This window comes from Wolbachia endosymbiont (group B) of Chorthippus parallelus (genome assembly GCF_947251815.1).
Lineage (GTDB): Bacteria > Pseudomonadota > Alphaproteobacteria > Rickettsiales > Anaplasmataceae > Wolbachia.
On record NZ_OX366390.1, the window covers coordinates 1468587 to 1484452 of the forward strand.

The 15866-nt window shown below is 34.8% G+C and carries 16 protein-coding genes and 1 pseudogene; 16 read left to right on the forward strand and 1 reads right to left on the reverse strand.

Going from position 1 to position 15866, the window contains the following annotated elements:
* The first annotated feature begins 78 nt into the window (after window positions 1–78).
* From OPS21_RS06600 to OPS21_RS06675, 16 genes and pseudogenes are all read left to right on the forward strand, one after another.
* The gene (locus tag OPS21_RS06600) at window positions 79–762 is read left to right on the forward strand and encodes a hypothetical protein (protein ID WP_264336571.1); all 684 of its coding nucleotides are present in this window, start codon (window positions 79–81) and stop codon (window positions 760–762) included.
* A gap of 6 nt (window positions 763–768) precedes the next feature.
* The gene (locus tag OPS21_RS06605) at window positions 769–2700 is read left to right on the forward strand and encodes a DUF4815 domain-containing protein (RefSeq protein ID WP_264336572.1); all 1932 of its coding nucleotides are present in this window, start codon (window positions 769–771) and stop codon (window positions 2698–2700) included.
* 17 nt (window positions 2701–2717) lie between these two features.
* Window positions 2718–3893: a hypothetical protein gene (locus tag OPS21_RS06610; protein WP_264336573.1), complete on the forward strand. Its 1176-nt coding sequence runs from the start codon at window positions 2718–2720 to the stop codon at window positions 3891–3893.
* A gap of 4 nt (window positions 3894–3897) precedes the next feature.
* Complete coding sequence (locus OPS21_RS06615; protein ID WP_264336574.1) at window positions 3898–4092, forward strand: hypothetical protein; 195 nt, start codon at window positions 3898–3900, stop codon at window positions 4090–4092.
* Window positions 4089–5507 (forward strand): hypothetical protein, encoded by a 1419-nt coding sequence (locus tag OPS21_RS06620; protein ID WP_264336575.1) that lies wholly within the window; start codon window positions 4089–4091, stop codon window positions 5505–5507. Before OPS21_RS06615 ends, OPS21_RS06620 begins: the two co-directional genes overlap by 4 nt.
* Window positions 5508–5741: 234 nt before the next feature.
* Window positions 5742–6710 (forward strand): IS110 family RNA-guided transposase, encoded by a 969-nt coding sequence (locus OPS21_RS06625; protein ID WP_264336576.1) that lies wholly within the window; start codon window positions 5742–5744, stop codon window positions 6708–6710.
* Between the two features lie 441 nt (window positions 6711–7151).
* Window positions 7152–8315: pseudogene (locus tag OPS21_RS06630) on the forward strand (phage tail sheath subtilisin-like domain-containing protein).
* A 28-nt stretch (window positions 8316–8343) separates the two neighbouring features.
* Complete coding sequence (locus OPS21_RS06635; RefSeq protein WP_264336578.1) at window positions 8344–8850, forward strand: phage major tail tube protein; 507 nt, start codon at window positions 8344–8346, stop codon at window positions 8848–8850.
* 46 nt (window positions 8851–8896) lie between these two features.
* Window positions 8897–9154, forward strand: a complete 258-nt coding sequence (locus tag OPS21_RS06640) for a phage tail assembly protein (protein WP_114517598.1) — start codon at window positions 8897–8899, stop codon at window positions 9152–9154.
* A gap of 109 nt (window positions 9155–9263) precedes the next feature.
* The gene (locus OPS21_RS06645) at window positions 9264–11549 is read left to right on the forward strand and encodes a phage tail tape measure protein (RefSeq protein WP_264336579.1); all 2286 of its coding nucleotides are present in this window, start codon (window positions 9264–9266) and stop codon (window positions 11547–11549) included.
* Entirely contained in the window at window positions 11549–11896 is a 348-nt protein-coding gene (locus OPS21_RS06650; protein WP_264336792.1) for a phage tail protein, read from the forward strand. The genes OPS21_RS06645 and OPS21_RS06650 overlap by 1 nt, the downstream gene beginning before the upstream one ends.
* Window positions 11897–11922: 26 nt before the next feature.
* Window positions 11923–12102, forward strand: a complete 180-nt coding sequence (locus OPS21_RS06655; RefSeq protein WP_265027622.1) for a tail protein X — start codon at window positions 11923–11925, stop codon at window positions 12100–12102.
* A complete protein-coding gene (locus tag OPS21_RS06660; protein ID WP_264336580.1) occupies window positions 12099–13064 on the forward strand; it encodes a phage late control D family protein in 966 nt (321 codons plus the stop codon). The genes OPS21_RS06655 and OPS21_RS06660 overlap by 4 nt, the downstream gene beginning before the upstream one ends.
* A gap of 151 nt (window positions 13065–13215) precedes the next feature.
* Window positions 13216–13647, forward strand: a complete 432-nt coding sequence (locus OPS21_RS06665) for an ankyrin repeat domain-containing protein (protein ID WP_319606855.1) — start codon at window positions 13216–13218, stop codon at window positions 13645–13647.
* 67 nt (window positions 13648–13714) lie between these two features.
* A complete protein-coding gene (locus tag OPS21_RS06670; protein ID WP_108784223.1) occupies window positions 13715–13942 on the forward strand; it encodes a hypothetical protein in 228 nt (75 codons plus the stop codon).
* A 20-nt stretch (window positions 13943–13962) separates the two neighbouring features.
* The gene (locus OPS21_RS06675; RefSeq protein WP_264336581.1) at window positions 13963–14871 is read left to right on the forward strand and encodes a patatin-like phospholipase family protein; all 909 of its coding nucleotides are present in this window, start codon (window positions 13963–13965) and stop codon (window positions 14869–14871) included.
* A gap of 96 nt (window positions 14872–14967) precedes the next feature.
* Here the strand turns inward: OPS21_RS06675 and wmk are convergent, their stop codons facing one another.
* Window positions 14968–15861 carry a WO male-killing family protein Wmk gene (gene wmk, locus OPS21_RS06680; RefSeq protein WP_264336582.1) on the reverse strand — a complete coding sequence of 298 codons (894 nt, stop codon included), beginning with the start codon at window positions 15859–15861 and terminating at the stop codon, window positions 14968–14970.
* Window positions 15862–15866: the final 5 nt, after the last annotated feature.

Sequence of the window (15866 nt, forward strand, 5' to 3'; positions counted from 1 at the left end):
TAAAAAAATAATAAAAAAAAATTGAACAAATTGAAGAGAAAAAGCGATTATATATAATAGGAGGGTTGAAAACAGATAATGTCAATTCTAACGCAATCAGGCAGAGCAGCAATAGCAGCCAGCATAAAAAAGCAATCTATCCATCTTGCTTGGGGAAGTGGTGATGGAAGCTCTGGAAGTAGCCATAAAGTAGAAAAAACTTTCGTTAAGGGTGAAATAAAACTTGATCATCAACCTGTTAAAGATGTGAAGGTTGTTACAGGACAAACAATGCATCAGCCAAGTGTTGACTATACAGTTGATAGCAGTACTGGTGTAATTAAACGTACGGAAAATAGCTCTATTCCAGTAAGTGATAAAGTTACCATAGAGTACATTCAAAGCACACCACCTGAACCTATAAATTCTATAAAGCTCTTGAATGAATTTGGCAGACGTACTGCAGATGAAGTGCTATTCTGCACAGGTGATGAAAACGGCGAACTTATAACTCCTTCTGGAAGGTTTAGGCCTTCTGATGTACCAACCAATAATCTTTTTCTCAAATTCACTTTCGATTTCACGGATGCAGCAAATCGAGTAATCAGAGAGCTAGGGGTTATGGTTGGTACTAAAGTAAAAAAAGAATTACCTGAAGGACAGAGATATTTTGAACCTCAAGATATAGAAGACCATGGGATTTTATTGGTTTTGGAACATACCGTACCACTTATCAGAACATCTGCAACTCGGGAAACTTTTTCATTTGTTGTAACTTTTTGAAACAAAATGACTTTAAACGCCTATTATAACCGCTTTAATCCTGATAAAGAATACGAAAAAAGCTTGTTTCTTGCAGGAAGAGGTCTACAGTCTGCAGAATTAAACGAGACTCAGGAGTATGCTCTCTCTAAGCTTAAAGGCATAGGCGATGCAATATTTCGTGATGGTGATGTTATAACAGGAAGCAATTGTATTATAGATAGAGAAACTGGTAAAGTTACGCTTGAATCAGGAAAAATCTATCTTCGTGGAGCAGTTAGAAAAGTCGAAAAAGAAGAATTTACTATTCCACTGAGTACTATAGTTCGCATAGGTGTTTATTATGTAGAATCTACCATTACAGAACTTGAGGATGAAAACCTTCGTGATCCTGCAATTGGTACAAGAAATTATCAGGAAGTAGGAGCAGCAAGGCTTAAAGTTTCCACCATTTGGGGATACCAAGTAGAAAGTGTTACTGTTAACTCTACAAATGGCGAATTTTACCCAATTTACAATATTGAAAATGGAGTATTAATAGAACATTCACCTCCACCACAAGCAAATATAGTAACTACCGCTCTTGCTCGTTATGACAAAGAGGCAAATGGTTCCTACGTCGTAAATGGTCTTGAAGTAATGTTCCTGCAAAAGGAAGAGGGAGAAGGAGGAAAAAAAATATTTGTGATTAATGAGGGCAAAGCTCATGTTGATGGCTATGAGATTGAACTTCCTCACAGTATTCGTGTTTCTTTTGATGAAGATCCGGATATAAAATCAGTTGAATCAGAACCACATACTTTTCAGCCAAATAGCCAAAGAGTAATGGAACTGAAGGTTAATGATTTTCCAATAAGTGAAATCAAAAAAGTAGATATCACTGTTCAAAAAACCATTACTGTTACTCACGGTTCATATTCAGGAGCTGTTGATCCAATACCTGACTCTGCAGTACTTGAGATTATTCAAGTTAAACAAGGCAATGTTATTTATGAAAATAGTATAGACTATAAGTTAAATGCAGGAAACGTCGATTGGTCATTACCTGGCAAAGAACCAGCTCCTGGGAGTAGTTACCTAATAACCTATCGCTGCCGCACTCATGTAAGCCCTGAAGATATAAGTGAAGAGGGGTGTAAAGTAAGAGGTGCCGTTGATAACAGCTTGGTTCTGATTGATTACACCTGGAAAATGCCCCGCTATGATTTAATTACTATCGATAGCAAAGGAGTAGTAAGGAGAATAAAAGGTATAGCTCACCCTTGGCGACCATCGATGCCTAAAGCACCATCTGGACAACTTTTGCTCTGCTACATTCATCAGACGTGGAAAAACGGAGAAAAAGAAGGGGTAAAAATAGTGAATAATGCTATTCATGCTGTACCGATGAATGAGCTTGAAGCAATGAAAAAAGGAATAAATGATCTTTATGCGCTGGTTGCAGAGGAACGTCTACGCAATGATGCAAATTCAAGAGAACCTACCACCAAAAAAGGAGTATTTGTTGATTCATTCTTTGATGATGATATGCGTGATCAAGGAATTTCGCAGTCTGCAGCAATAGTAAATAGAGAGCTAGTTCTGCCAATAGATGTAGAAGTTGCAGATATTGAAAAAGGTGGGGAAAGATATCTTTTGCCGTATGAACTTGAACCGGTACTGGAGCAGCTTTTACAGACTAAAGGAGAAAAGATCAATCCATACCAAGCTTTTGATCCAGTACCGGCACAAATTACTCTAAATAAAAATATAGATCACTGGACGGAGGTAAAAACAAATTGGAAAAGTCCAGTAACAAGAGTATTTAATGTTAAAGAAACGACAGAGCTGCTGTCAAGTACTTCATACGAAACTGAATTTATGAGAGAAGCAGTACAAGATTTTAAAATTGAAGGTTTTGAGCTAGGTGAAAGGCTTAAAGAAGTAAGATTTGACGGCATCAGTATCCAACCTATGTAAAAATAAAAAGAAAAAAAGTGGAAAATCAAGGACGAATAAGTGGAAAGATAAAAATCCCAGCAAATATTCCAGCAGGCACTAAATTAGTGCAATTTTACGGGGATAAAGGAAGTTATGGAGAAGCAACTTATACTGGTAAAAAAACTATTATCATAGAGGAAAGAAGAAGAGTTATCGCAGCAAGAAGAGTTGATCCTTTAGCACAAACATTTACTTTAAATGAGAGCAGACACATAGGGGGTCTAGAGTTATGGTTCACAAATAGCGGCAAAAAACGTGTTGTTGTGCAGATTAGAGAAACAGCAGTGGGAATGCCCTCACAAACTGTCATTGCTGAAAGTTCTATTGAGCCAAAAGATATAAAGATAGATGGCACAGCAACACGTATAAAGTGGTCACCAGTGTTTTGCCACGCAGGAGAAGAGTATGCAATAGTACTGCTTACTGATGATCCTGGTACTACAATAAAAATAGCAGAACTTGGCAAGTATGATGCAGTAAATAGCCGCTGGGTAACGAGTCAACCATATCAAGTAGGAGTATTACTCTCATCTAGCAATGCAAGTACCTGGACTCCACATCAAAATTTAGATTTAACGTTTCGATTACTAGCAGCAAAATTTAGCGAAAGTTCTCACGTTATTAATCTTGGAAAAGTTACTGCAAACAATACTTCAGATTTAATTGTTTTGACGAACGTCGAAAAAGTAGCATTTGATACCAATGTAGAGTTTATCTTAACAGATGAAGAGGGAAAAGAGAACTTTTTGTCTGATAATTTGCCACTTGCACTGCGTGAAAGACTATCTGGAGAGCTAACAGTAAAGGCAAGCCTAAAAGGAGGGCGAGAAAAAAGTCCAGTGCTATATCCTGGGTTACAGCTAGTTCTAGGTAATCTTTCAGAGTCTGGAGATTATGTAACAAGAAGCATTACAGCAGGAGCTAACACTAAAATCACCATAACGTATGATGCGATAATACCTGGCACTGCAGATGTTAAAGCATATGTACAAAAAAACGTGGATTGGCAATTAGTAAATTTAACATCAGGAAAACCAATAGGGGAAAACTGGGTGGAGAGAACTCATGTACTGACAAACTTTAATGCTAATGAGACAAGGATAAAATTGGTTTTAAGTGGAACGGTTGTCTATCGGCCAAAGGTAAAAAACTTGCGGGTTGTTATAACGTAAGAAAATGCCAAATGACCAAACCAAACGAGGATATCCACTGCCTCATCCAGAAAATATTGCAGTTCAAGATGTGGTACGTATCCGTACTACAATTGAGAAAATAGATGAAGATATTACCGAAAGAGAAGATGAGCATAATCAACTAAAAAATAATTTTAAACGATTTAGATTTGAAACTTTTTTGAATTTTTGGGAATGAAAGAAGCAATAGAAGCGTTACATCAAAGGATAAAGGATTTAGCAGTAAGTAGCACAGCTGATCAACTGGCATATCTTGCAAAATCGCTGGAATTGATAGCAGATAAAAAAGCTATTTCTGATATTGCGCAAATGACTAAAGTAAAAGAAATAATTGATGCACTACAAGAAAGGCTTAGGGATTTAGCAGTAAACAGTACACCAGATCAATTAGCATATCTTGCTAAAGCACTGGAATCAATAATCGGTAAAAGTTCAGTTTCTGAAATTGTGCAAATGACTGATGGTAAGCTAAAAGAACTGCTTGATAGTGCAAAAAAACACCTAAATGATATAAACAGCAATAAAACAAACTCAATATCAGCAATAACTGCAGTAAAAACAGAGTCTGTTAATGAAATCAACAAGCTTAGGGATAATTCCTTAAATACTTTAAAAGCATCATCAGATTCACATATATCACTACTTGATACAAGAAAGAATGCCAATATTGCAGCAATAAACAGTGTTGGCAATGATCATAAAGATGGTCTTAAAGGTTTAGTGAATAACTTCCGTACTGTTAATGATGTACCAAGTGGCTCATCAATCATGAAAGAAGTAAGAAATCGTCATATGATTGAACCTGGAGCATTACCTTTTTTATTTGGTGTACTAAGTAGAAAAAATAATTACTTTGGCCACGGAACTTTTACAACTGAGCTTGGTCAGTGGAGTAGTGATGTAACAAAAACAGACTATATGCTACAACTACTAGCAGGTACTCACACATATGATACAAGCTATGTTAGTTTTTATCGGCCAAGACAACTCAGTTTTTTAGAGGGAAGCAAAGGTACATTTATCTATGGAGAATCATACCCAAGATTCATGTATGATGGATTTTCGGAGCAATTCAATATGCTGAAATACCCTTATGCTGCATTGGGACTAATATTCGTAAAAAACACAAGCAATGTAGATATAAGTAAAACTCTAAACTTTGTTGGATCTGCAATGTGGTATAAAGATGAAGTTAATTATGGAGGAGCAGGATTATTTATAGGTACACCTGATAAAACTAATACAAGGAAGTCAGAGATTTCGAGAATTACTTGGACACGTATTTACCAGCATGAAATTAGCAGTCCTGAATTTATTGCATCAGGTAACATAATCATTCCAGCAGGAAAAACTGTTGCAGTGTTACTTTATACGTCATCCAATCTTCACTCAGGAAATGAAAGAGTTGGTGAGACACCTGAGTTCTTTGCAAGTGAGCACACGTATAGCACAATCTATGGTCAATTTATTCAGTGGGGAATATATAATTTTCGCAGCAATTTTCTGACCACAGGGCTTGAAATAGATGTAGAGAGAACACTAAGAGCATGGCAATGTCCAGGATTAGATGCAACATATAAACTTTGGCATTAAAAAACATATAAGTTGAAAACAAAATACTTTGTATCTTTCACTACGTAAGATATTAGAGCTAAAATATTTTACAGGAAGGGTGAAGCCGACAAAATACTTATGCCAACAAGGCTGATTTTAAGATTTGCTCCCCTTCCAATTAGAGTTATAAAGACTGAACAGTATCTTTGGAATTATATCCCGTATGCAAGGTTAGTCTAACTCTTAGTTTGTTATAGTCTTGGAGGCAATTTTATGCAAGCAAATGCTGTTTTAGGTGTGGACATTTCTAAAAAGAAATTTGATGTTTGTTTACTGGTGGGCAACAAAGAACGACATAAAGTCTTTCAAAATAATCATGATGGTTTTGAAAAGCTTATGGCTTGGTGCAATCATCATGGAGCAGACCTTATTCATCTGTGTCTCGAAGCAACCGGTTGTTATAGTGAAGATTTAGTTAATTTTATGTATGACATGGAACATAATGTAAGTGTGGTAAACCCAGCCCAAATCAAAGCTTTTAGCAAGAGTGAGCTGCTTAGAAATAAAACAGATAAATCAGATGCTGCTATGATCGCTAGGTTTTGTATTGCTAATAAACCTAACCTTTGGAAACCTGCGCCTCTTGAAGTTAGAAGTTTAAGAGATCTTTATCGTTGTTTGCAAGCACTTAAAGATGATAAATTGCAACAGATGAATCGTTTAGAAAATAAAAATATGGATTCCCGTTGTAAACAAGCCATACTTGAGATAATTGCTACAATAGAAACACAAATTGCTGCTCTAGAAAAAGAAATTGATGGGCATGTCAATAACCATTCACACCTGAAAAGTATGATAGAAAACATCAAGACTGTAAAAGGTGTAGGACATCTTACCGCCGTTGCTGTTGTTACAGAGATGCCATCAGCTGATAATTTTGATAATGCTAGACAATTCACAGCTTTTGCTGGTCTAAATCCTGAACATTACCAATCAGGGTCATCAGTAAGCAAAAAGAGTCGAATATGTAAGATAGGATCTGAACGTATCCGCAAAGCTCTTTATTTTCCAGCTATAGTAGTCAAGAATCGTAATTCTTACTTTCAGAAGTTTTGCCAGCGTTTAGCCAGTAAAGGAAAATGCCCAATGGTTATAATTGTTGCGCTGATGAGAAAACTAATGCATATATTTTTTGGTATTCTTAAAAAGAATCAACCATTTAATGGTGATTTAGTGAAATAATTTTAATAGAAAAAGCAATGCAATTTACTCTCAGGGTATAATTCAGCATGTACTTTGATTTAAGAAGATGTGATAGTGTAACTGTGGATAAATATGTCCACACATATTTAAAGTATTTATCCACGGTTACACTAATTCATGAAAAATGTAGATAAATTTTTGTTATTTTTTAGCTAAATAATTTGTTGACAATAAAGACAGTATCTTAAAACAAGCCAGAGAGAATTTTTATTGGTAATTGTTTAACAGGGGGGGAAATTGTTCAACGCAGTAAAAAGAATATTTAAGAAGAGCTATTGCAAAATGCAAAATTTTCTATACTTTCTAGTTTCTGTCTTTATTTTAATAAATATACTAAATCTTAAAAAGTAGTAATCAGAAGAAGAAAATTAAAAGAGTTTTCTTGACAATTTTAAAGAGCAAGTTTTAGCAGATAACTATATGACAGAGGAATTTTTGCACGGAGTAAATGTTATAGAGGTAACCTCTGGAGCAAGGGCAGTACGTACGGCTAAATCATCAGTGATAGGTGTAATTGGTACTGCACCTGAAGCAGATGAGCAAAAATTTCCGCTAAATAAACCAGTGTTAGTTGCAGGAAGCTTAAAGGAAGCAGCAAAGCTTGGAAGGAGTGGAACTCTTTTCTCAGCAGTAAACGGAATATTTTCCCAAATTGGTGCAACAGTAGTAGTTATTAGAGTTGAAGAAAGTGAAAACATCAATCCAAAATTAAAAGAAGAAGAAACGCTGAAGAATATAATTGGCGGTGTTGATAAAGAGACTGGAGAGTATCAAGGGATAGAGGCATTCCTCAGTAGTGAAAGCATAGTTCATGTTGCTCCAAGAATATTAATTGCACCTCAATTTACTCACCAACTACCAGAAGATGCAGTGGTTGCAGCATTAATTCCTATAGCAGAAAAGCTGAGAAGCATAATAGTAGCAGATGGACCAAATACTAATGATGAAGAAGCAATCAAGTGGAGAAAAAGTGTAGGCAGCTCAAGAGTTTATGTTGTTGATCCGTGGGTTAAAGTATTTGAAGGGGAAGAAAAGCCAGCAAGTCCGTTTGTAGCGGGTTTAATAGCTAAAATAGATAGCGAACAAGGATTTTGGCACTCACCTTCAAATAAAGAGATAAATGGTATTGTTGGAACAAGCAGGCCTATTGATTTTAGCTTAGGTTATGCAAATTGTAGAGCAAACCATTTAAATGAAAATGAAGTAACAACGATAATTCATCAAAATGGCTATAGGCTTTGGGGCAATAGAACATGTTCAGATGATTCAAAATGGGCTTTTCTATCAGTGAGAAGAACTGCAGATTTAATCAACGATAGTCTGCTGCGAGCTCATCTCTGGGCAGTTGATTGAAATATCACCAAAACTTACATAGATGATGTGATTGAGGGGGTGAATTCTTATTTGGCCAATTTAAAAGCGCAAGGAGCGATTATCAGTGGAAAATGTTATGCAACTTCAGAATTAAACACACCAGCAAATATTGCAAGTGGAAAAGTATACTTTGATTTTGAGTTTACACCACCATATCCAGCAGAACAGATTACTTTTCGTTCACGGCTGGTGAATAGTGAAATATCGTAAATTTTATTAAGGGAAAAAAGGAAGAAAGATGCTACCAAAGATTTTAAAGAATTTTAATGTGTTCGTAGATGGTCGGGGTTATGCAGGAAAAATAGATGAAATTACGCTGCCAAAGCTTACCATAAAAACTGAAGAATATAGAGCTGGTGGTATGGATATTCCAGTAAATATTGATATGGGCATGGAAAAGCTTGAAGCAGATTTCACTTTTTCTGAATACGATACAGAGCTCTTTCGGCTATTTGGGTTGATAAATGGAAATTCAGTAGCTTTGACGCTTCGTGGTGGAATGCAAGGAAGTAGAAGTAATGATATTGAAGCAGTAATCATCAACCTTAGAGGCATATTCAAAGAATTTGATTTTGGTAGCTGGAAACCTGCTGAAAAAGCCACTCTAAAATGCACTGTAGCTGCTCATTATTATAAACTTACGATAGGTGGCAATGAGCTGATAGAGATCGATGCTGAAAATATGATAAGAAAGATAAATGGTGTTGATCAAATGGCCTTGCTGCAAACGGTTTTAGGTATTTAGGTTTAGTTTTAAAAAGATTTTAGAATTTTATTTTTTAGGAGAAAGTATGACAACAGTAAAACTTGATAATCCAATAACAGTTGATGGTATTTCTGTCTCAGAACTTACCATTAGACGTCCAAAAGTTAGAGACTATTTGGCAATAGAACGCCTTAATGGTAGTGATCTGAGTAAGGAAGTAACTTTGACTGCCAATTTGACATCAGTTGCAAAAGAAGCAATTGAAGAGTTAGATATTGCTGATTATGTGAAAATTCAAGAGGTATTAAAGGATTTTTTTTCACCGATTATCCAAAAAACTTGAGATTAGAAGTATTAATGTTCAGCTCTGTTGTAGGAGGCGGGGTTGAACAAATACTTGATATGGAGATTAATGAATTTATCTTATGGCATAAAGCAGCGAGGAAGGTACAATGTCAACATTATCTATAAAAATCGGAGCAGTTTTAGATGGCAGTTTTAATACTGTAATAAAGGGAAGCAGTAGTCAACTTACCCGTCTTGGTGAGAATATAAGAAAGCTTGATTCATCTTTAAAATCAGTATCAAAGTTTAAGCAGTTGGGTAGTGATGTTTTAACTAGCAGGAGGTCGTGGAAGGGCTTTGAAGATCAAGTAAAATCTTTAGCTAAACAAATGAAAGCGGTGGAGAAACCAAGCAAAACTTTAAAAGCAGAGTTTGATAAAGCTAAGTTTTCTGCAACAAAAGCAAAAGAAGCATATTTGAAAAAGAGAGATGCTTTGCATTCATTTAATGAAGAAGTAAGGAAAAGTGAAAGAAATATTAAGTCATTAGTAAGTGATCAATATAAACTTGGCTCTTCTATTGAAGTATTAAAAGGTAAGTATGGTAAGCTTGGATCTGCAATACGTAGTCACCAAAGTTTTTTAGCAAGCAAAGCACATTTTAAGTCACAAATTATAGAGACTATTGGACTAGGGCTAACGCTTGCAGCTCCAGTTAAAGTTGCAATTGACTTTGAAAGTGCTATGGCTGATATTAAAAAAGTAGTAAAGTTTGATGATGAAACAAGAGAAGTTGACAAATTTGCGCAGAAACTAAAGGAGATGTCACGTACTATACCATTATCGGCAGCAGAGTTAGCACAAATAGCTGCAAGTGGTGGTCAACTTGGTATTGACAAAAATGATCTTATGAAGTTTACAACAGTAGTTGCTAAAATGACCACAGCATTTGATATGTCGGCAGAAGAAGCTGGTAATGCTATTGCAAAAATATCCAACGTCTATGGAATTAAAGTTGATGGTATGGAAAATGTAGGTAACATAATAAACCATCTTTCAGATAATACTGCTGCTAAAGCAAAGGAAATGGTTCTTACACTGAATAGAATTGGCGGTAATACTAAACAGTTTGGTTTAGAAGTTGATCAAGCAAGTAGCTTAGCAAGTGCGTTCATAAGTTTAGGTAAACAACCTGAAAAAGCAGCAACTGCTATAAATAACTTTCTCAGTAAACTACAGACTGCAAGAGAGCAAAGTCCTGAATTTCACGATGCATTAGATGAGATGGGAACAAGTATAGAAGAGCTCGAACAAACTATTAAAAAAAATCCTCAAGAGGCAATATTGCAATTCCTTGAAACTTTAAAAAGAATAGACGATCAAGAGCGTGCCGGTATTCTTATGAATCTATTTGGTGCTGGGTTTCAAGATGACATTGCTCTTTTAGTAGGAAGCTTAGACATTTACAAGAAAGCTATTGAACATTTAGCTGATAAAGAAAAATATAACGCTTCAATGCAGGACGAATTTAACAATCGGGCAAATACTACAGCTAATAAATTACAATTACTTAAAAATGCAGTATTTGAAGCTGGCATGAATCTAGGGTCAGTAATGTTGCCTACTTTAAATTATGTAGCTGGAAGTTTGAAAGCAATAACAGAGCGTATAGCTTCTTTTGCAGAAAAATATCCAACTTTAACTACGGCAATCATGAGTACTTTAGCAGCTTTGATAAGTTTGAAAGTCTTAGTAGTGGGAGTAGGCTATGGAATTACTTTATTAGGAAGTACAATTTTTGGTCTTAAAGCAACAATACTGACAACATTTTCATCTTTATCAAGTATAGTTTTTCCTGCAATAATAACAGGGCTAAGAGCAATAACACTAGCTGTAATGACTAACCCAATTGGACTTTTAATAGCGAGTCTTGTTTCTGGTGCAGCTCTTGTTATCACTAACTGGCAAAAGGTAAAAGACTTTTTCTCTAACTTTTGGAAATCACTCATTAAACCCATAGGAGAAACTTTTTCATGGATAGGAAATAAAGTTAGTAGCATATTTGCTGAGAATAGTCCGATTAGAAAATTTGAAAATAATGGAAATGTTGTTAATAGGCTTTCTAAAAATAGCATTTTCAGTAACGGAAACCCATTGACAAGTAATAGTGCTATTAAACAATTTTCAGAAAATAGTAAAGGCAATTTTGAGAGTTTTAAAGTTAAAGGTGTTATAGAAGAAAAAAGAGCTATAGAACAAGAAGAAATTGAGAAAGCATTCAAGAAAAGTAGATATGAAAATAGGGAATCTAAAGTATATAACCAAGCATTCTATCAAACGTTTAATATCAACATTAAGTCTGAAGATGTCCGCAGCGTTGCTGATGCAGTAATAGAACGATTTAGAGAACAAGCACGTGGGGCACTTTTTGATATAGTTGAAGAGTTACATTGATGTTGCTTGGAAAATGTAAGCTTGAACCAGTAAGCCTAAGATACAGTAAAGAAAAAAGGTGGTATACAATTGAATGTATTGAAAAAACGTCGCTACAAAACATTGGTTCAGGAATTGAATGTATTGATTTAACAGGAGTGATTTATTCACGTTATCAGAGTAATGGCTTAGAACAGCTAAAAAATATACGTAACACTCAAGAACCACACGTTCTAGTTGATAATTCAGGAAGTGTATTTGGAAATTTTGTCATTACTAATGTAGAAGAAAAGCAGATATTATTTTTTCCTGATGGAAAACCGAGAAAAGTTGAGTTTATTTTGAAGTTAAAAAGTTACAGTAAGTGATTTATTATTACACGAAAGAAAACGAAATGTTGGATTACATTTGCTGGAAACATTATGGATACAGTAGTGGAGCAGTGGAGGAAGTATTGCTTGAAAATCCAGGCCTTACAGAACATGGAAGTTTTTTGCCCGCTGGATTAAGAATTAAGCTTCCTAAAATTCAAAAAATACTGAAAGAATCTGTTATAAACATTTTAGATGAATGACACCAGATTTTGATATAGTAGCAAAAAATAACCCAGTAACAGAGGTTTTAAAAAAGAGTTTAATATTACTACGTGTCACTGATGGATCAGGTACTACAAGTGACGAAGCTGAGATATGTATTAATTATAGCTCTAGCGCTTTAGAACTTAAGGGTAATTTACAGGTTTTTCTAGGATATAAAGAAACAGGTTTATTACCTATGGGGGTATATAAGGCAAATCAAATTACAATACAAAGTCCACCACAAACTTTAAGAATAAAATGTGACGCTGCAAGTTTAAGAGGATCATTAAAGGAAAGAAAATCAAAGGAATGGAAAGACATTACCTTGGGAGATTTGATTAAAGAAATAGCACAAGAACATGGGTATGAAGGTAAAGTCGCTGAAAGATTTGAAAATATATTTATACCACATATCATCCAAGCAGAAGAAAGCGACATGAGTTTTTTGGAAGGATTAGGCAAAAAATATGATGCACTAGTAAAACCAGCAGGAGGATATATAATTTTTATTCCGAAGGGAGAAGCAAGATCAGCGACTGGAAAGATGTTAGGTACAACAGTATTGACACCTAAAGATATTATAAATTGGGAGGTAAATTTTAATGTGCGTAACAAATATGGATCTGTTATTGCAAAATGGCACAGTTATGAAAAGGGAGAAACTATAGAAGAGAAAGTGGGAAATGAGGGTCCAAGTTATACCCTGCAAACGCTTTACTCTACCGCAGAATCAGCAATTAGTGCAGCAGCAGCCAAGTTAAAACAACTAAAACGTAGTACATCAAGTTTAAATGTAACTGTTCCTGGTAATCCAGAATTATTTGCAGAAGCTAAGATCAGCCTTTCAGGATTTTGTCAGGAAATTGAAGGTGAATGGGTAATTAGCAAGGCAGAACATATTCTGAATAATAGAGGATATCAAACTATAGTAGAGGCAACAGTGAGCAAAGCTGTTTAAGTGAAACTTAAGCAAATGGTCATTTAATTCTAAAAAAATGTTAGACATGAACAAAATAAGTAAGAACATAAAGAATAAGATAAATTTTCTATGGCTGATGATAACAATTATATGTGTTGTTATTACATGCTGCTATACAAAGAGTAAAGCTGTGGGTAATTATAAAGCAATACTACAAATTGCCTCTAAGAACTGCAGTTTGGCAGTTACAGAATTTTCAGTAAAAAACCTATTAGATATTAACACACAAATTCCTATGATGAGAGCTTTGCATTATTCATCTAGTTCAGGGTGTCTGCAAGTTGTAAAGTTTCTTGTAGAGGAAGGAGCTGATATAAGTGCCACAGGTGGATATATGGGATGGACAGCCTTGCATCATGCTGCAGATAAAGGCCATTTAGAGGTTGTTAAGCTTTTATTAGACAAAGGTGCAGATCCCACTGCTACAGCTAAAGATGGAAGAAGACCTAGAAATATGGCTGTAGTGGAATCAAGACACAATAAAGATAAACCTTACAGGGAAATCATTAAGCTACTTGCAGAAGCAGAGGACCGATACGAATCAACAAAAAGTAATCACTAAAGCTGTAAGTTTTCTATAATCTGTATATAAACTTCTAAAACTATCCATAATAGATTAATACCTTCACATGCAAAATCAAAAAATCCCAATTACAGTAATTATCACGTTATTAATACAAACAGTAGCATTCATATGGTGGTTATCCAAGCTAGACTCAAGGGTACAATTTCACGATAAACTTATTGAATATGGTTTAATGGAAAAAGTGTTAGTACTTGAGGAGAGGGTAAAAAATCTTTCTGAAGAATTAGATGAGTTTAAATTGCAGGTTTTAAGCGGAAAAATTAAATCTTAATACCTTTACCTAAACTTACAATGATTAAATACATTTTATCCGTTGATGGAGGTGGTATTAGAGGCATCATACCAGCGATAATATTAGCAGAAATAGAGCAAAGGACAAGAAAAACGATAGCTGAAATCTTTGATCTTATGGCAGGGACCTCAACCGGTGGAATTGTTGTAGCTGGATTATGTAAAAAAGATAAACCTCAATATTCAGCCAATGATTTAGTTGAGTTTTACCAAGAATACGGGTCATATATTTTTAAATCTTCATTCTTCAGGCGATCAATATTATCTTGGTTTAACTGTACACAATACCCACATAAAAATATTGAGTATGTACTTCATAAATATTTTGGCGATGATGTCTTTAAAAACACTTTAAGTAATGTGTTGATTACGAGTTACGATATTCACAATAACTGCCCATTTTTCTTCAAAAGCTGGAAAGAAGGTAATATTAAGCTGAAAGATGCACTCAGAGCTGCAACGGCTGCACCTACTTATTTCATACCAAAACATCTCAAAATTAACCAGATAAACAGAGTATTAGTGGATGGAGGGGTTTTTGCCAATAATCCAGCGGCTTGTGCTTATGCTAGTGGTAAAAGGTTATTTCCAAATGATGATATTCTACTGTTATCGGTAGGTACTGGCAGAACAGATAGAAGCATAGCCAATTCAAAGAGATTTGGAAAAATAGGCTGGATAAAACCACTAATACATGTGATGTTTTCTTCAAGTTTAGATGCAGTAAACTATCAACTTAATCAAGTTATAGCTGATAAATATATACGTATACAATCGCAATTAAAAATAGCATCACCTGACATGGATAATATTACATCAAAAAATATCAAATCTCTTCAGCAAGAGGCAAATGCAATGATAGAGGACAATCAGAAAGCGATAGAGAAATTCTGTGATGTTATATCTTGATACGTCAAATTCTGAAGAGCTAAACAAGTTTTTAGAATAGATATATTAAACATATAACTATTTTTACTTATATATTAATATATTGTTTAACACAATTCAATTTTCACACTCATCAGCAGTTAGGCCACTTGCTCGCAAAATAACATCAGTAGAAACACCCGCCTTCACTAGATTTTTCGCAACCTTGATCTTTTCTGTTTTTTTAACTTTCTCTTTGCTATTCTTCATATCCCTAGATAAAAATTTCTTCACTAATTCTTGCTCTTCAGTTTTTCTTAGTAAATTAAGTAGTTCACTATCTTCATTTGTTTTAGGCAGCAGAACTTTAATATTCACTGATAATCCTTCTGCTATTTGATATAATTTGTCAAATGATATGGCAGTGTATCCTATTTCATACTCGTGTATTTCCTTGAGTGTTAAACCAACTTTGTTTGCTAAATCTTTCTGAGTATACCTTTTTATCAATCTCCATTCTCTTATTCTTTGCCCTATTCTGTAGTATATAGAATCAGTGCAGACTTCTTTCTCTGTATTATCATACTCGTAAATAGATAAGCCGGTTGCTTGGGAAATTATGTCAACTGAAACCCCTTCTTTCACTAGATTTTTTGCTATTTCCAACCTTGCCTCTTCTTGATTAATTTTTTCGCTAATATGAACAAACCTGACTAATGAAGGTACTATTTTGCCTAACTTTTGATTCTCGTATATTTTCGTTAGATAGAGTATTTCCTCGTCTTCATAGCTGTCTTCCCTTACTATTACTGGTTCAGGTAATAAATCTACAACGTCAACTGATAATACTCTTGCTATTATATATAGTACTTCAATTGGAATAGGAATATACCCATCTTCATAGCTGTTTACTTCTTGGTATGTTAAACCTATTTGACTTGCTAATCCTATTTGAGTATGACCTCGCATTAACCTACAATCTTCTATTCTTTGCCCTATTCCGTAACTAACATTGCTTGCAGAAACAAACATTTATC